Raw genomic sequence first — 17,580 nt, forward strand, 5'->3', positions numbered from 1 at the left:
TTGTCGCTCATCTGTGCCCCCCCTTATAAGGTGATTAATAACCGATGTAATAAGGCATAACTTGTCCACTCCCGTCATATCCATCTTCTAGAGGCAGTATAGTGCGATCAACCATGAACGGGAGTGGATTGGGATGAAACAATACGTAACCGTCTATCATCTGCGAGTCATAGGCAAAGGCTGGGAAGTCCGGCGCGAATTGAATCGTTTGGCCGCCTCGGCAGTTGGAGAAGGATTGTTGTCCGATTATACAAGGTCGCTCCCGCCAATCCGCGCAACGCTTGGATCTTCGAATCCGGCCTTATCCGACTCCGACCTTGTTTGGCTTACGATCGGCGAGCCGTGCGAAGGGAAGCCTTTTTGATCAGCTCCACGACAAGCTCCGTCACCTTGAGCAGATCATCCGTTTTGATTTGCTCTTTTGTCGTATGGATATGCTCATAACCAACCGCCAGATTAACGGTCGGGATCCCCATGCCGTTAAAAATATTCGCGTCGCTGCCCCCGCCGGAATGGAAGGTTCGGGGAACGGCGCCGATTGCTTTTATCGCTTCTTTGGCCAGCTCTACAACATCGTCCCCATCGTCGTACTGGTAGGCGGGATAGATAACGTCGCTTTCGAACTCGCCTCGACCGCCGAACTCCTGAGCAGCCCACAAAACGGCTTCCTTCATCTTCTCCAGCTGAGCGTCCAGCTTATGCTGCACGATGCTCCGCGCCTCCGCGTAGAGCGTAACGAAATCGCAAACGATATTCGTTGCGCCGCCGCCTTCGAACTTGCCGATATTCGCCGTCGTCTCCGTGTCAATCCGTCCCAGCGGCATGCGAGAGATTGCTTTGCCGGCGATCTGGATCGCGCTGATGCCGTCCTCCGGATTAACGCCAGCGTGCGCAGATTTGCCATAGAGCTTGATCGTCACCTTCGCTTGCGTAGGAGCGGCTACGGCAATGTCTCCGATCGCGCCATTGGAGTCCAGAGCATATCCGAATTCCGCCTCCATCTTGCTGGCATCCAATGATCTTGCTCCCAGCAATCCCGATTCTTCGCCCACGGTAATGACGAATTGCACTCGGCCGTGAGGGATATTATTTTCTTTGAGCACGCGAATGGCTTCGAACATAGCAGAGATCCCCGCTTTGTCATCCGCGCCCAGAATCGTCGTGCCGTCACTGCGAATATAGCCGTCGGCGTCCAGTTGCGGCTTGATTCCGTTGCCCGGCGTTACCGTATCCATATGACTCGTGAAGAACAGGACTGGAGCGCCTTCGCAGCCTTTAGTCGCTTCCAGCATGGCGAAAAGATTTCCCGCCCCGTGTCCCGTCTTCGCGGCTGCGTCATCCTCCGACAGCGACAAACCCAAAGCCGTAAATTCCTGCTTCAATACTTTGCTGATCTCGCCTTCATGACCTGTCTCGCTGTCTACCCGGACTAGCTCCATAAACTGGTTAACCAGACGATCCTTTTTTATCATGCAGTTTCCTCCGTCCCGAATTTCGTTTACAATAGTTTTGATAGGTTGGTCCTTGCAGCTCATATAGCGATAAGAAAGGAGCGTCGTTTTCCACATGCAAAGGCAAAAAATGATCCGACTCGTAGCCATCATCGTCGCGGGCACACTGCTCATTACGACCGTACTCGCTGGTGTCGGCTCCTTATTCCTGGGTTAAAGCGCCATTGTCCGTCCGTTCGTATCGGAATTGCTTCAAGAAGTAAGGAAGCAGTTCCTCCGCGGCTTCCTCTACGGACAAGCTCCGGCCCGTCAAATCATTAAATGAAGTGACGCCGAATTGCTGGATGCCGCAGGGCACGATGCCGCCGAAACCTTCGCTCGCGATGCCGGACTTGATGTTAAGCGCGAAGCCGTGGCTTGTAATAAAGCCCCTGCGGTGACGCGCTTTATTAAACTTGATGCCGATTGCGGCAATCTTTTCGTCTCCGACCCATACACCCGTATATTCCGGCTTTCGGCCCGCTTCTATACCATGCCCGCCGAGCCAATCGATGATTACTTGTTCCAGAGATCTCAGATACGCATGAAGATCCAGTCCGACCGCATCCAGATACAGCAGCGGGTACCCTACAAGCTGTCCGGGGCCATGATAGGTAATATCGCCGCCTCGATCGATCTCGAACACGGATATGTCACGTGCCGCCAACTCCTCCTGATCCAGCAGCAAGTGCTCCGGATGCCGATCTGAGCCAAGCGTATATGTAGGCGGATGCTGAAGAAGGAGCAGCGTCTCGGCGCGCTCCCCCCCATCGATTTGTTTCACGTACGCCTTCTGCATATTCCATGCTTCGCCGTACGGAACTTGTCCGATATATCGGGCATCCAGCATTCCGGAGGCATAATGGTTTTCTCTCTCCGTCATCGCTATCCCCTCTTTAGTACAGTGTGCTTTCCATGTTGAAGCTTTCCAGATTGTCCTTTACTCGCTGCAGGAACCTGCCGCAGATGACGCCGTCCAGAATTCGATGGTCGAGCGACAGGCAAAGATTTGCCATGGAACGTACCGCGATCATGTCGTTGATGACGACTGGACGTTTTACGATCGACTCGAACGTAAGAATGGCCGCCTGCGGATAGTTAATGATGGGATAGGACAAGATGGATCCGAACGACCCCGTATTGTTGACGGTAAACGTTCCGCCTTGCATATCCGATAAGTTCAGCTTGCCTTCCCGCGTTTTCCGCGCCAGCTCGTCGATTTCTTTGGCAAGCCCGGCGACGTTCTTATGATCGGCATTCTTGATAACCGGCGTCAGTACGGAATCCTCCGTTCCCACCGCAAGCGAGATATTGATATCGCGTTTTACGATAATTTTGTCCACGGCCCAAGTCGAGTTCATGATGGGATAATCCTTGATGGCATTTACGACAGCCTTGAGCAGAAATGCCAGATAGGTCAGATTGATGCCTTCGCGCTTCATGAATTCGTTCTTAAGCTTATTGCGCAGCATCACGAGATTGGTCACATCCACCTCGATCATCGTCCAGGCATGCGGAATTTCGCTTACGCTCTGGCGCATGTTGCGCGCGATCGTATTTCGTATCGGCGTTACGTCGATAAAGGTCTCTCCCCGCCCGGGTAACGTCGTGCCCTCCACCTCGATCTTAGGGATACGAGGCGTCTCCGACAAGTGAATCCCCGAGGAACGGACCTGCGCCTTTGGATCAACCCCAGACGCCGAAGCGGCTGCAGCTGATGCGCCAGGTTTGCCGGACGCTACATAAGCGATCACATCCTTGCGGGTTACGCGTCCGCCGAGACCGGTTCCCGTCAGGTCAGAGAGACGTACGCCATGTTCGCTTGCAAGCTGCTGTACGGCAGGCGAGTAGCGGTTGCGCATTGGCGCCGAATCATCATCATCGGCCCTTTGGCCAGCTGATTCCACGGCAAAGCCCGGGGAAGAATGCAACGTTTGCGTATTTGCAGCCGATCCTTCGGTTTCAATGATGCACACCGGCGTCCCGACGGGCACGTTCTCCCCGTTGCCCACCAATATTTTCACCAGAGTACCCGCCACCGTGGACGGCAGCTCGGCATTTACTTTGTCCGTCAACAGCTCGCAGATAGGCTCGTACATATCGATTCTGTCGCCAGGCTGCTTCAGCCAACGGTCGACCGTCGCGGAGACGAGCGACTCCGCGAGCTGCGGCATGACGATTTCCGTCATTGTTTTCATCTCATTCCACTCCTTACGGTCCTAATACATAGCCAGCTTCTTCATAGCTTCCTTCACTTTGTCCTTATTCAGCAGGAAAAACTTCTCCGCTGGCGGGTTGATCGGCATCGCCGGGACATCGGGACCGCATATCCGCATAATGGGTGCATCCAGTTCGTACAGCAGCTCCTCCACGATAATCGCGGCCACTTCCGCGCCAACTCCGCCTGTTTTATTGTCCTCGTGAACAATCATCACTTTGCCTGTCTTGCGGACGGATTCCAATATAGCTTCCTTATCGAGCGGCTGAATCGTGCGCAGATCGAGAATATGAGTGCTGATCCCTTCCTGGGCAAGCTCTTCTGCGGCTTGCTCTACAAATCGAAGCGGCATGCTGTAGCCGATGACCGTAATGTCGTCGCCTTCGCGAAGCACATTCGCTTTGCCGATCGGCACAATATAATCGTCCTCCGGCACTTCGCCCGACAACAGCTTATACCCTTTCTTGTTCTCGAAAAAGAGAACGGGATCCGCATCGCGCACCGCAGCCTTTAGAAGCCCCTTGGCATCGTATGGACGGTAAGGCGCCACAATCTTAAGACCAGGCGTGCCGAAGAATACGGATTCCGGACATTGGGAGTGGTACAGCCCTCCGAAGATGCCTCCGCCAATCGGAGCTCGAATGACGATAGGACAGCTCCAGTCATTGTTGGAACGATACCGGATCTTGGCCGCTTCGCTGATGATCTGGTTTGTTGCCGGGAACATAAAGTCCGAATATTGCATCTCGGCGATCGGTTTCATGCCGACCATTGCGGCACCAATGGCAACGCCGGCAATTGCAGATTCGGCGAGCGGCGTATCCATCGCGCGAAGCTCTCCGAATTGCTCATGCAGCCCTTTTGTCGTCGTAAAGACGCCGCCCTTTACGCCAACATCCTCGCCTAACACGAATACATCTTCGTCGCGCTCCATTTCTTCTTTCATCGCCAGCCTTATTGCGTCGATATAATCCATAACCGGCATTAGTTCATCCCCCCCTGCCTGTCATCGCCTTCATAGACATGATGCAACGTAGATTCAGGCGTCGGAAAAGGCGCCTTATCGCCGTATTCTGTTGCTTCATCAAGCTGCTTCCTGAGCTCGGCAGCATATGCCGTATCCTGTTCCTCGCTCCACAAGCCGCAGTCGATCAAATATTGTTTGAACTTCGGAATGCCGTCCTTCATCCGATTTTCGTCTACTTCTTCCTTCGTCCGATAGGCAAGGTCGTTATCGGAGGTGGAGTGAGGAGACAGACGATACATCATCGCCTCGATCAATGTGGGCCCTTCGCCCGCTACGGCGCGCTGTCGCGCTTCCTTGACAACACGATACACTTCAAGCGCGTCGTTGCCGTCAACCTGAATGCCGGGGAACCCATAACCAATAGCTCGATCCGCAACCTTGCCCGCAAGCTGCTTGTGGATCGGCACGGAGATCGCATATTGATTATTCTCGCACATCAGAATGACCGGCAGCTTATGTACGCCGGCAAAGTTGCATCCTTCATGAAAGTCTCCCTGGTTGCTGGAGCCTTCTCCGAACGTAACAAAGCTGACCAAAGGCTTCTTTTTCATCTTGGCCGCCAACGCGATGCCTACCGCATGCGGTACTTGAGTCGTAACCGGGCTCGAGCCCGTAACGATTCGCAGCTTCTTGGATCCAAAGTGGCCCGGCATCTGCCGTCCGCCGCTGTTAGGGTCTTCCGCCTTGGCAAATACGGACAACATCAGATCTCTTAACGTCATCCCTACAGACAGCACGAAACCATAATCACGGTAATACGGCAAGTAATAATCCTGCTCTCGATCCAATGCGAAAGCGGCGGCTACTTGGGCAACCTCTTGTCCGATACCTGATACGTGGAAATTAATTTTGCCCGCGCGCTGCAGCAGCAGAACGCGTTCATCGAATTTTCTTGCCATGACCATCATTTTGTACATATCTACGGCTTGCTCGGAAGTAAGCCCAAGCTCCAGATGACGAAATTGCTGACCAGCGGAAGACAATTGGGTCATAACGACAGCCTCCTTATTTACCAACTCTTAAAACCTGGTACTAAGACCTCACTATAACCATTATAACTGCTTTTGCGGCAAAAAGAAATCCACCCTTGAGACGTAAGTCCTCGGTCCAATTGACAGCACTAATTAATAAACGATTGCCTTCCCGTCAATAGCGAGCATTGCTTCGCCCAGCGCCTCCGATAAAGTCGGATGAGGATGAATCATCGCGCCGACCTCCCATGGCGTCGCGTTTAGCCAGCCTGCTAATGCTGCCTCGGAGATGAGATCCGTCGCATGGGGGCCGATCAAATGTACGCCGAGAATATCGCCGCTCTTCCGATCTGCGATGACTTTGGCGAAACCTTCCGGTTCGCCTAACACAATCGCTTTGCCGATCGCTTGGAACGGAATTTTGCCAACCTTAATATCGTAACCCCTCGTTCTTGCCGCGTCCTCTGTGTATCCATAGGAAGCAACCTCCGGGCTGGAATAGATGCATTTCGGGATGAGGTGATGGTCGACAGCTGCTGGCTTGGCACCCATAATATGGTCAACGGCAACAAGGCCTTCATGGGCGGCGGCATGCGCCAGCTGAATGCCTCCGACAACGTCTCCGATCGCATAGATATGCGGCTCGGCCGTTTGACCGAATTCATTTGTTACGATGAACCCCTTATTTGTGCGAACATCGGTATTTTCCAGCCCGATGCCGTCGGCATTACCTTCTCGTCCAACACAAACTAGCATTTTTTCCGCGACAAGCGTAACGTCGCCGTCCGGCGTTACGCCTTTAACGGATACGCCGCCGCTCTCCTGAATTTCGCATGTATGGCTTTGAAGCTCGACGCTCGTCAATACTCGTACGCCTCTTCGCCCTAGACTGCGTGCCAATGCGGCTGACACTTCGGCATCTTCGCCAGGAATGAGTCTGGAGCCTGCTTCGATTAAGGTGACGTCTACACCGAAGTCTTGCAGAAGCGATGCCCACTCTACACCAATAACACCTCCGCCGACGATAAGGATAGATTCCGGCAGCTTATCCAATTCCAACGCATCGTCGCTGGTTAATATATGTATGCCATCACGTTTGAGCCCAGGAAGCAAACGAGGCCTGGAACCTGTAGCGATAATAAGATTCGTGGATACGACAGACTCCATCTCGCCATCTGCGAGCTCCACCGCTAACGACCCGCTTCTGGGCGAGAAAATGGAAGGTCCGATTACGCGGCCTTTGCCTTGAATGACGGTAATGCCATGTTTTTTCATCAAGCTTTGCAGTCCACGGTAAAGCTGGTCCACCGTTTCCCGTTTACGCTCTTGTACTCTGTCGAAGTCAAGCGACACTTCATCGGAATTTACGTTTACCCCGTACTGCGCGCTTGTCAAAATCGTTCTATATACTTCCGCGCTTCTAAGCAGCGATTTGCTAGGAATGCAGCCTTGATGCAGGCAGGTTCCGCCGAGCTTGTCCCGTTCGATAAGCGCTACCTTTTTTCCTGCTTGCGCTGCCCGAATAGCGGCCGTATAACCGCCAGGTCCGCCTCCAAGCACGGCTATGTCTACTTGTATTGCCATAATGGATGTCGCCTCCTTCTTAAATCGCAATAATTGCTATTCTATTGTACCTTTTTTTACGCATCATTTCACTGTTGTTAGCTTTAACAAATGGACACGATTACAGGAACCAGTTATGATATTAGAAATGAGTGTACACGATCAGAATTACGAATAAGGAGCTTTCACCGTTATGAAACTTGTTGTCGCCCGTATTATAGCCATTTTGTTTCTCGTTGTACCCGGCATTGTTGCGTGTTTTGGATTCCTACATATGAAGGACGCCACGTTCGATTATTTCTCGCAGTACGGTAACGATCAAGTAACGCCGGATTTTGCATGGCTTAAATTTTTGCTTGGTTTCGTTATGTTTTTTCTCGGAGCCGGTTTTATCGGCGGATGGATTTTTTTCCGTGACCGCAAGCGCAACTATGTAGCCCCCCGCTTCAAGAAGAAACGCCCACGTCCGCCAAGGCCGCAATCCGGTGCACCAGGGGGCGGACAATAGCGACTCATTAGAATCAGAAAAAAACCACTTCCTTATCGGACAAGCTATTCCCGATAAATAAGTGGTTTTTTGCGCAAATTTTGAACACGCACTTAAAGATAATTTTGCGAATATCAAGAAACCTTATGTTCGATTCGCAGCTTGTCCGCCACCATAGCGATGAACTCGGAATTGGTGGGTTTCGACTTGCTGATGTTGATCGTATAACCGAACAAATGCGAGATGCTGTCGATGTTGCCGCGGGTCCAAGCGACTTCGATCGCATGGCGAATGGCTCGTTCGACGCGGGACGGCGTCGTTTTGAACTTTTCGGCGATAGCCGGGTACAAGGTCTTCGTAATAGCGCCAAGAATTTCGATGTTGTTATAGACCATCGTAATCGCTTCGCGCAAATATTGATACCCTTTAATATGTGCAGGAACGCCAATCTCATGGATAATGCTCGTAATGTTCGCATCCAGATTCTTGCCTTTGGAAAGCGGAACTACATTCGACTTCAACGTCGTCGAGCTGAAGCTCGAGGATGCCGAATAAGACGTCGAGGAAGTTCCAACCAGTTGGCGAATCCGGTTCGCCAGAATATCCATATCGAATGGCTTCAATATGTAATAAGATGCGCCAAGTTGTACCGCTTTTTGCGTAATGTTTTCTTGGCCGAATGCCGTCAACATGATGATCTTGGGCATTGGGGACAAGTTCATTTCCTTCAGTCGCTCTAACACGCCCAGTCCATCCAGATGCGGCATAATAATATCCAATATAAGCACGTCAGGGACGTTGCGGGCTTGCTCAAGATGACGGATTACTTCTTCTCCGTTGTAAGCCACGCCACTTACATGCATATCACTTTGTTCGGATATGTATTCCGATAACAGGTTAGTAAATTCTCGGTTGTCATCTGCCAGCAAAACTTCGATCTTGTGCAAGGTAAGTATCCTCCCTTAAATGATAATTTGCTGCATCGCTCAGTTGTAACGATCATCAGTTGTCTAACATAGGTTTTCGACATGACGATTGGAATTCCTTCTGTCGAAAATCTTTTTTCTTTATTTTTTTTCAACTATTCGATATAATTAATAATTTACTTCAAAAATCCCTGTATTTCGTCTACTTTCGACAAAACTCACAAAAACAAACGCCTCGAGCGATAGCACTTCAGCTGCTCGAGACGTTCTCATTATGCTGCATCATCCGCATTCGTCTGTGATTCTTGATCCAGTACTCCAGCATCCTGCAGCATCCATTCGATAAAACATCCGTATCCAGACGTAGGATCATTGACGAATACATGAGTTACGGCGCCAACCATCTTGCCATCCTGAATAATGGGACTGCCAGACATGCCTTGAACGATACCGCCTGTTTTGTTTATAAGCCGCTTGTCGGTAATTTTGATGACCATCCCTTTGGTGGCAGGACCGGATTGTTTGGATACATGGACAATCTGAATGTCATACCGTTCTACCTTCTGGCCATTAACGACGGTCAAGATTTGTGCCGGCCCTTCCTTTACATCCTCTGAGAACGCGACGGGCAATGCCTTGCCGCTAAAGCTATGTCCCGGCTGCTCTGTCATTTTGCCAAAAATGCCGAATTGCGTGTTTCGTTCGATGTTGCCCAAAATTTTGCCTTCCTTCACGAACTGAGCTCTCTTTTCTCCGGGTTCACCCGTATGGCTCTTATTGATCGACATGACGCTGGACTCCAAAATTTGGCCTTCGCCAACTTCGATTGGCGTCTGCGTGTCCATATCCGAGATGACATGTCCCAATGCGCCGTACACGCCATGATCCGGGGCATAGAAAGTAAGCGTGCCTACGCCTGCTGCGGAATCGCGAATGTATAGTCCCAATCTCCAAGCTCGATCCTCTGCATCGAATATGGGATCCAAAACCGTACTGCTCAATTGGCCGCCACGCTTGTAAGTAATTTGAAGAGGGCGCTTGGTGTTGCCATATTCTTCGCATATTTTACCGATCCGATTCACTTCGTTAACAGGCTTGCCATTAATCTGTACGATAAGATCGCCTAATTTCAGTCCCGCGTCCTCGCCTGGCGAATGTTTGGCGCCGTCGCCGTCTACAACTGCATGATGACCGACGACCAGAACGCCTGCCGATTTCACTTTAACGCCAATCGTTTGTCCACCTGGAATGACTCTAATGTCCGGAACAACTTTTACTTTAACTGTCTTGAACGGAATTTTACCGAATAATTTCACTTGCATGTTCGTCTGGCCGCTATGGCTGGGCTTCAATGACAACGGCTTGCTCAAATTAACGGACAGGGAATGCTCGTTGGAACCATTTACATTCAGCATCTGTGGATCTACGGTAACTTCCGCTTGTACAGGAACCCCGTATTGCAGACGTTTCAGTTGGCCGGAGAACAAACGAAGTTCATTCGGGAATGCGGCGAATTGTTGAAACGGAGTGGAGAACCCGATCATGCAAACGAAGAAAACGAGAACCAGGCCAATCATACGTTTCCGCCTGTTGGAGTTCAATGTTTTACACGCTCCTGTCATTCCTTCACATGACGAAAAAGGATTTATCGCCAATGGCGTACCTTTAAGTTACCCCGCCTCCAATGTTTTATGTCCGCAAAAACATTCCCTGAATGCCTTCCATTACGCTCCCTTCAACCCATGGGCCAAATCAAGCATTTCTTGTGCGTGATGCCTTGTTTTATCAGTTACTTCTACGCCTCCCAGCATGCGGGCAAGCTCATTGATACGTGTTTCGTTCGCAAGCTTCGTAACAGAAGTCGCGGTTCTGCCTTCGTTTACGGACTTCATAATTTCGAAGTGATGATCCGCCATGCAAGCGACTTGAGGCAGATGAGTAATGGAGAATATTTGGCATCTGGCCGACAGCGCCGACATCTTTTCGGCGATGGCTTGAGCGGCTCTGCCGCTGACGCCCGTGTCTACCTCATCGAAAATAAGTACGGGTATTTGATCGATCTCGGCGAATATGCTCTTCATGGCAAGCATGATCCGTGACATCTCCCCGCCGGAAGCGATCTTATTGAGAGGTTTAAGTGGCTCCCCGGGGTTGGATGACAATAGAAATAGGGCATCATCAATACCACCGGCATGCAGCTTGACAGGTTTCTCCCCTCTCCCTCCTTCTGCACCGCCATCCAGCGATACGCGGAAACGCGCAGCGGGCATCAACAGTTCTGCAAGCTGGCTCTCAATGGAGCTGGACAATGTAACGGATGCATGGCGACGCAGGCTGGACAACTCCTCTGCAAGGCTATAGGCGTGGCGATAGGCCTCTTCCTCCTGCGCACGGAACCTGGCGACGAGCTCGTCTCGATTTTCGATCTTGTCACGTTCTGCGGTTATCTTCTTTAAATATTGCAATATATCAGGTATGCTTTCCCCATATTTGCGTTTCAATCCATGAATCAGATCTAATCTTTCTTCGACTGCAGCCAGGCTCTCCGGATCGGAGTCGATATTTTCGCGATAATCGCGCAATTGGAAAGCTACATCCTCCGCTTGATAAAATGCCGATTGGAGCTGTTCCATAAGTGGATCCAATACGGACTTGTCATAGCTCTGGATATCGGCAAGCTTGGAGATGGACTTGCTGATTGCGTCGAGTCCCTTCCCGCCATAGAGGAGCGTATACGCTTCGGTTACGGCATCCATCCGCTTCTCGGCATACAAAAGTGTTTTCCGCTGCTCCGAAAGAAGCTCGTCCTCTCCATGTTTCAGCGCTGCCGATGTAATCTCGTCGATCTGGAAGCGATACAAGTCCAGCATCTGTACATTATGCCGAGTCGTATCCTCCAATTCCTTTAGCGCTCCCCTTACTTCAAGAAGCGTAGCATAAGCCCTTTTGTATTGGGTCTTGCGCTCAATCAGCAGATCGCCGCCAAATAGATCCAGCCACTCCAGATGCTGCTCCGAACGAAGAAGGGATTGATGCTCATGTTGTCCATGAATATTAACCAGCGCCTCGCCGATCTCTCTCAGCATCGTCATCGTGACGAGTTGTCCGTTTACACGGCTGATGCTCTTGCCTTGCGCCGACAGCTCCCTGCGGATGACCAGCATCTCCTCCGGGGAGCATTGTACGCCAAGTCTGTTCAGGATGGTCCACACCGGATGTTGGACGGGCATATCGAACAATGCCTCCATCTCCGCCTTATCGCATCCGTAACGAATCATATCCGCGGAGCCCCGACCGCCGACCAGCAGGCTGAGCGCATCGATCAGAATCGACTTGCCCGCTCCCGTCTCTCCCGTCAGCACATGGAATCCCTGATGAAATGAAATATGAACTTCTTCAATAACAGCTAAATTCCGAATCGACAGCTCTCGCAGCATATTCGTTATCCTCCCTCAAACTTGTCTTTATTAGAGGTAATTCAAAAAGTCCGCTTTTGATCACGAAGTATGCCAAGAAGCTAACTCGACATCGAATATGGAACGCAAGCGAAACTAAGCGGATGCTTTCGAAGTATGTTTCCTCCGGAAACATTGCAGGTGCTCACGTAGCTTCCACTACGCTCTGCTCCTCAGTTTCTACTTGTATTCCATCTTCTCGGTGCTGAAAACCGAACTTTTTGAACTTCCATTTTTAATTTAGCATTTCCAGTAAACGTTCGGTTACGGTTGCGCTGTGCGGCTTCGTACGGCAAATAATAAGAATCGTGTCATCGCCGCAAATGGTGCCCATCACTTCGCTCCACTCCATGTTGTCGATCAGGCCGCCAATCGTGTTCGCCGTACCCGGCATACACTTTAACACGATAAGATTGTCCGTATAGTCGATTCCGGTAAAGTGGTCGACAATGGCACGTTTTAGCTTATGGATGGGATTCTGACGCCCGACGTCGGTAGGCAGCGAATATTTGTAGCGGCCTTCCTCGATAGGCACCTTGATGAGCATAAGCTCCTTGATGTCCCGCGAGATCGTCGCCTGCGTCACCTGCATGCCCGACTCCCTAAGAGCCTCAACAAGCTCCTCCTGCGTCTCGATAATGCCGTTCGTAATTATTTCTCTAATCCTGAATTGTCTGATTCCCTTCATACGTGACCTCCGTGATTGCTTATGTTGTTAGTCGGACAATTGAAATGCGATTTTACGGATCGTCCCGCTCTTCGCGTCGATGTATAGAATACCCGAGCAATCCTGAAGCAGCAAGGCATAGACGAGCAGTTGATCCCTGACGCCGCTAGCCGTCCAGTCCATCGGTTTTCGCTCCCTGGCCGTCTTTACGATATAGGTAAGATCATCCTTGGTTGCCATATAATCGATATATATGCGTGCTCCCGTGCCTAGCGGCGCGTCGTCCAGCTCTACCGGTATTGGCACGACATGCTTGGCCGACAATACCTTATAACCGTTGCGACTTAGCAGTTGGACGTTCTCGTCGCCGTCCGATACCGCCGCGCCCTTGCCTAACGTGATGCGGTTCATGTTGACCGGAGCGTGCAGCCAGCGATAGAAGGAACGATACAACCACGCCAGCAAAAGCGTGCCCGCTAGCGCCATTATAAACCAATCGCCATACTTCTCCATAGCGTATCACCTCATCAAGACCAATCAGATCACGGAAGCGAACGTTTGTTTGGTCTTAGTTTATCAAACCAAGGGACATTCTGTAAAGAAAAAAGATGCCAAATCAGTAAAACCGATCGGCATCCCTCTACGATGAGCATATGACTTATATGTTTCCAACCGTTATACCTTAACCTTGAACGTCCGATTCGCTTCCTCGACCAACGCCAGAATACGAGCTTCCTTGTCACCGAATTTTTCGTTGACAGCGGCATTTTCTGAAGCACCGGTCAACCAATAAGCGAGAAATTCGATATTGCCTTCTCCCCCGGTAATCGGGGAGAACGTCAGCTCCTGAAGGACGTATCCCGTCTCCGAAGCGTAACCCAATACTTGCCGAAGAACATCCGCATGAACCGATGGCTCCCTGACGACGCCGGATTTGCCCACCTTCTCTCTGCCAGCTTCGAATTGCGGCTTGATTAGCGCCACAACTCCCGAACCAGGAGGAAGCAGCGTCGCAAGAGTAGGCAGAATATGTTTGAGCGATATAAAGGATACGTCGATGCTCGCGAAGCTCGGCGGCGGTCCAGTCAGATGTTCCGGCAGCATGTATCTAAAATTGGTCCGTTCCATCACGCCGACTTGAGGATGCTGCCTTAGCGACCAATCCAACTGATTATAGCCGACATCGATCGCATAGACGTAGCTCGCCCCGTTCTGCAATGCGCAATCGGTAAACCCGCCCGTGGATGCTCCTATATCCAGCATAACCTTGTCAGTCAAATCGATGCCGAACAACTTTATCGCCTTCTCAAGCTTAAGACCGCCGCGGCTGACATAGGGATGAAGCACCCCTTTGACCTTAATGTCGGCGGATCTCGGCACCTTCATGCCGCTTTTGTCCACGGGTTCGTCATCCACTAGCACGAGACCGGCCATTAACGCTTTTTTGGCTTTCTCCCGGCTGTCGAAGTATCCCCGTTCAACTAATAAAACGTCAATCCGTTCTTTGGGTGTCGTGGTCATAACTCTCCTTGCCCTTATGCCTGACCTGTAACGCGTTTCATGCGTCTCGGATTCATGGCGCGGAGCTCAGCGGCGACGTGTTCGGCCGTCAAGCCGACTTCTTCGCGCTGCTGCTCGATGGAGCCGTGCTCCACAAATAGATCCGGCACGCCAATGATGCGAACAGGTACTTCGTATAGTCCCTTCCGGGAATAAAATTCGAGTACAGAACTGCCGAAACCGCCCAGCTCTGCTCCTTCTTCCAGCACGATGATTCGATTGCCTTGCTCCGCGATCGCAAGCAACATCTCTTCATCAAGCGGCTTGATGAATCTGGCATTCACGATACCGACCGCGGCGCCTTCGCGCTTCATCAGATCGGCCGCTTCCTCCGCCACTCCGATCATTGGACCGATAGCAAGAATAACATTGCCGTCTCCTTCGCGCAGCCATTCCCATTTGCCGATCGGCAGAGGTTCAGGATGAGCGTCAAGCTCTACGCCAACTCCGTTTATACGCGGATAACGGACAGCGATCGGACCATCGTTATAATCAATCGCCGTCTTCATCATTCGGCGAAGCTCATTTTCGTCTTTGGGCATCATAATTACGAGATTCGGCACATGGCGCAGGAACGAAATATCGTATACGCCTTGATGCGTCTCGCCGTCAGGCCCTACGAACCCGGCCCGGTCGATTGCGAAAACGACATTCAGGTTCTGGCGGCAAATATCATGAACGACTTGATCATAGGCCCTCTGAAGGAAGGTCGAATAAACGGCGAAAACCGGCTTAAGTCCTTCCAACGCTAGCGCGGCGGATAATGTTGCCGCATGCTGCTCGGCAATACCGACGTCTATCATGCGATTCGGGAATTTCTCCGCGAAATCAAGCAGGCCGGAGCCGCCAGGCATTGCCGGCGTTACAGCAACAACGCGCTCATCCTGCTCCGCAAGCTGAATAAGCATGTCGCCGAATACTTTCGTATACATTGGTGGTCCGACGGCTTTGACCATCTGCCCGGATTCAATCTTGTACGGAGAAGCTCCGTGCCACTTGTGCGAATCCGCTTCGGCAGGTGAATAACCTTTGCCCTTTACCGTGATAACATGCACAAGTACAGGCCCCGGCATGGAATCCGCTTGCTTTAGAATGTCCAGCAAGCCATCGATGTCATGTCCATCGACGGGTCCCAGGTAGGTCAGGCCGAATTGCTCGAACAAAATGCCGCTTACAAGCAAATACTTCAGGCTGTCCTTGAAACGCTCCGCCGTTTTGGCCAATTTCCCGCCGATTGCCGGAATTTTGTTCAGCAGATGCTGAAGCTCGTCCTTGGCCTTCTGGTAATGGCGATCCGTCCGGATTCTCCCCAAATAATGGTGCAGCGCGCCTACGTTCGGAGCGATGGACATTTCGTTGTCATTAAGAATAACAATCATATTCCGTTTCTCGTGACCGATATGGTTAAGCGCTTCTAGCGCCATGCCGCCAGTCAGCGCTCCGTCGCCGATTACGGCAACTACGCGGTTGTCATCGCCCTTAAGGTCGCGCGCGAGCGCCATGCCCATTGCGGCTGACAGGGAAGTACTGCTATGTCCCGCCTCCCAGACGTCATGCTCGCTCTCGGAGCGTTTCACGAAGCCGCACAGTCCTTTGTATTTGCGCAAAGTATCGAATTGTTCCATGCGGCCGGTCAATATTTTATGAACATAGGATTGATGTCCAACGTCGAAGATAAATTTATCGTCAGGGCTGTGGAATAAAAAATGCATGGCCAGCGTCAATTCGACGACACCGAGATTCGGAGCCAAATGGCCACCCGTAACGGACAGCTTCTCGATTAGAAACTGGCGGATTTCGCCAGCAAGCTCTTCCAGCTGCGCCACGTTCAATTCCTTTAAGTCCTTTGGTCCGCTAATTTGATCAAGCAGCACATGATTTCCTCGCTTTCGAGGACAGCACGATCGCCGTCCAATGAACGTCTACATTTTACCTATTATAACATAGTTGTCGAATGTGCCAAAACAGACCTCTAGCAGAGGTTGTTCAAAAAGTCCGCTTCCGAACTTTTTGAACTCGCACGTACGGAGCTCCATTAATGGTCGCGATGCACTAAATAATCGGCAATCTGCAGTAATCTGGAAGGATCAGCGAGCTCGGCCTCGATGATGGCGGTTTTCGCCTGTTCGGTGAGACTTGCGACGAGCGCCTTGCTTTCCTCCATTCCGATCAGGAACGGATAAGTCACTTTTCTCTGCTCTACGTCGCTGTTCGTCGGCTTGCCCAGCTTCTCGGCGTCGCCAACGAGATCCAAAATATCGTCCTGAATCTGGAATGCCAGCCCGATATTGCGGCCGTATATCTCCAGAAGCTCCAGTTGGCGGGCATTCGCCCCCCCTATCCTCGCGCCGGACTTTACTGCGAATATGATCAGATCGCTGGTCTTGTGGAGATGAATATACTCCAGCTCGCGTATCGCTGTTATGCCTTGCTCGCCCAACATGTCTGCGACTTGACCGCCAACCATGCCAGACGCCCCTGCCAGGACAGCTAGCTCGCCGGATATAGCCAGTGCCGTCTCTGCCGTTACGCCTCTCGCGGCCGCATCTGCCACCAACTTGAAAGCGTGGGTCAACAATGCGTCCCCGGCCAGGATGGCCATGGCTTCGCCGAACACCTTATGGTTCGTCGGCTTGCCCCGGCGGAAATCGTCGTTGTCCATAGCTGGCAAATCGTCATGGATCAGGGAATAAGTATGTATGTATTCTACCGCGCAGGCAACGGTCAAAGCCGCTTCCCTGTCGGAAGCGAATCCGCGAACGGCTTCGGCTGCTGTCAGAACCAACGCCGGACGAATCCGCTTGCCGCCGGCATCCAGAGAATAATTCATAGCTTCCCTCAGCCTGCCCGGAACATCCCAGCCGGCAGGAAGCGATCCGGCAAGCGCTGCTTGCGTCTCGCTGGCGCTATGCTGCAAATAATCGCGAATTGTAGCTGTTGCATCCCTTGCTTCCAAACGTTATTCTCCTTTATCCTCGCTTGCGGAAGCAAACGTTTTTTTCTGAAAGCCTTGCTCCGACTCAAGCAACAACTCGATTCGTTGCTCGACATGCTCCAGCTTCCCGCCGCAAAGCTGCGACAACCGCATACCTTCCTGGAACAATTCGATCGCCGTCTCAAGCGGTACATCTCCATTTTCCAAGCGGGCTACAATGGATTCCAGACGATCCATTGCGCCTTCAAAGCTTAGTTCTTCCTCATTTACTGCTGCCACGC

General features: G+C 51.6%; 17 protein-coding genes. 2 read left to right on the forward strand and 15 right to left on the reverse strand.

Annotated elements, in window-relative coordinates:
- Positions 1–133 precede the first annotated feature (133 nt).
- Positions 134–364, forward strand: coding sequence for a hypothetical protein (locus tag H7F31_RS22840; protein WP_187100664.1), 231 nt, complete (start codon positions 134–136; stop codon positions 362–364).
- On the opposite strand, the gene H7F31_RS22845 is transcribed toward H7F31_RS22840, so the two are convergent.
- The 6 genes from H7F31_RS22845 to lpdA all read right to left on the reverse strand — a co-directional run bounded on the left by H7F31_RS22845 (position 327) and on the right by lpdA (position 7,290).
- Positions 327–1,472, reverse strand: coding sequence for a M20/M25/M40 family metallo-hydrolase (locus H7F31_RS22845; protein WP_187100665.1), 1,146 nt, complete (start codon positions 1,470–1,472; stop codon positions 327–329). The genes H7F31_RS22840 and H7F31_RS22845 overlap by 38 nt on opposite strands.
- Before the next feature lie 181 nt (positions 1,473–1,653).
- Positions 1,654–2,373 (reverse strand): lipoyl(octanoyl) transferase LipB, encoded by a 720-nt coding sequence (gene lipB / locus H7F31_RS22850; RefSeq protein ID WP_187100666.1) that lies wholly within the window; start codon positions 2,371–2,373, stop codon positions 1,654–1,656.
- 13 nt (positions 2,374–2,386) lie between these two features.
- The gene (locus H7F31_RS22855; RefSeq protein WP_187100667.1) at positions 2,387–3,688 is read right to left on the reverse strand and encodes a dihydrolipoamide acetyltransferase family protein; all 1,302 of its coding nucleotides are present in this window, start codon (positions 3,686–3,688) and stop codon (positions 2,387–2,389) included.
- Between the two features lie 21 nt (positions 3,689–3,709).
- A complete protein-coding gene (locus H7F31_RS22860) occupies positions 3,710–4,693 on the reverse strand; it encodes an alpha-ketoacid dehydrogenase subunit beta (RefSeq protein ID WP_187100668.1) in 984 nt (327 codons plus the stop codon).
- Positions 4,693–5,727 carry a thiamine pyrophosphate-dependent dehydrogenase E1 component subunit alpha gene (locus tag H7F31_RS22865; RefSeq protein ID WP_187100669.1) on the reverse strand — a complete coding sequence of 345 codons (1,035 nt, stop codon included), beginning with the start codon at positions 5,725–5,727 and terminating at the stop codon, positions 4,693–4,695. Before H7F31_RS22865 ends, H7F31_RS22860 begins: the two co-directional genes overlap by 1 nt.
- A gap of 132 nt (positions 5,728–5,859) precedes the next feature.
- Complete coding sequence (gene lpdA / locus H7F31_RS22870; protein WP_187100670.1) at positions 5,860–7,290, reverse strand: dihydrolipoyl dehydrogenase; 1,431 nt, start codon at positions 7,288–7,290, stop codon at positions 5,860–5,862.
- A 172-nt stretch (positions 7,291–7,462) separates the two neighbouring features.
- Here lpdA and H7F31_RS22875 point away from each other — a divergent pair, with 172 nt between their 5' ends.
- On the forward strand, positions 7,463–7,777 hold the full coding sequence (locus H7F31_RS22875) for a DUF2627 domain-containing protein (RefSeq protein ID WP_187100671.1): 315 nt from the start codon (positions 7,463–7,465) through the stop codon (positions 7,775–7,777).
- 113 nt (positions 7,778–7,890) lie between these two features.
- Here the strand turns inward: H7F31_RS22875 and spo0A are convergent, their stop codons facing one another.
- From spo0A to xseB, 9 genes are all read right to left on the reverse strand, one after another.
- Entirely contained in the window at positions 7,891–8,703 is an 813-nt protein-coding gene (gene spo0A / locus H7F31_RS22880; protein WP_087567073.1) for a sporulation transcription factor Spo0A, read from the reverse strand.
- 251 nt (positions 8,704–8,954) lie between these two features.
- On the reverse strand, positions 8,955–10,283 hold the full coding sequence (spoIVB, locus tag H7F31_RS22885) for a SpoIVB peptidase (protein WP_187100672.1): 1,329 nt from the start codon (positions 10,281–10,283) through the stop codon (positions 8,955–8,957).
- A gap of 123 nt (positions 10,284–10,406) precedes the next feature.
- Complete coding sequence (recN, locus tag H7F31_RS22890) at positions 10,407–12,119, reverse strand: DNA repair protein RecN (protein ID WP_187100673.1); 1,713 nt, start codon at positions 12,117–12,119, stop codon at positions 10,407–10,409.
- Positions 12,120–12,372: 253 nt separating this feature from the next.
- Positions 12,373–12,825, reverse strand: coding sequence for a transcriptional regulator AhrC/ArgR (gene ahrC, locus H7F31_RS22895; protein WP_087567076.1), 453 nt, complete (start codon positions 12,823–12,825; stop codon positions 12,373–12,375).
- 27 nt (positions 12,826–12,852) lie between these two features.
- Positions 12,853–13,317, reverse strand: a complete 465-nt coding sequence (locus H7F31_RS22900; RefSeq protein ID WP_187100674.1) for a hypothetical protein — start codon at positions 13,315–13,317, stop codon at positions 12,853–12,855.
- Positions 13,318–13,479: 162 nt separating this feature from the next.
- On the reverse strand, positions 13,480–14,325 hold the full coding sequence (locus tag H7F31_RS22905) for a TlyA family RNA methyltransferase (protein ID WP_187100675.1): 846 nt from the start codon (positions 14,323–14,325) through the stop codon (positions 13,480–13,482).
- Positions 14,326–14,339: 14 nt separating this feature from the next.
- On the reverse strand, positions 14,340–16,238 hold the full coding sequence (gene dxs, locus H7F31_RS22910) for a 1-deoxy-D-xylulose-5-phosphate synthase (RefSeq protein WP_187100676.1): 1,899 nt from the start codon (positions 16,236–16,238) through the stop codon (positions 14,340–14,342).
- A 161-nt stretch (positions 16,239–16,399) separates the two neighbouring features.
- On the reverse strand, positions 16,400–17,320 hold the full coding sequence (locus H7F31_RS22915) for a polyprenyl synthetase family protein (RefSeq protein ID WP_397372886.1): 921 nt from the start codon (positions 17,318–17,320) through the stop codon (positions 16,400–16,402).
- Between the two features lie 3 nt (positions 17,321–17,323).
- Positions 17,324–17,578: an exodeoxyribonuclease VII small subunit gene (xseB, locus tag H7F31_RS22920; protein ID WP_397372889.1), complete on the reverse strand. Its 255-nt coding sequence runs from the start codon at positions 17,576–17,578 to the stop codon at positions 17,324–17,326.
- Between the last annotated feature and the right edge of the window lie 2 nt (positions 17,579–17,580).

The organism is Paenibacillus sp. PAMC21692 (assembly GCF_014303795.1).
In the GTDB taxonomy this organism is placed as follows: domain Bacteria; phylum Bacillota; class Bacilli; order Paenibacillales; family Paenibacillaceae; genus Pristimantibacillus; species Pristimantibacillus agaridevorans.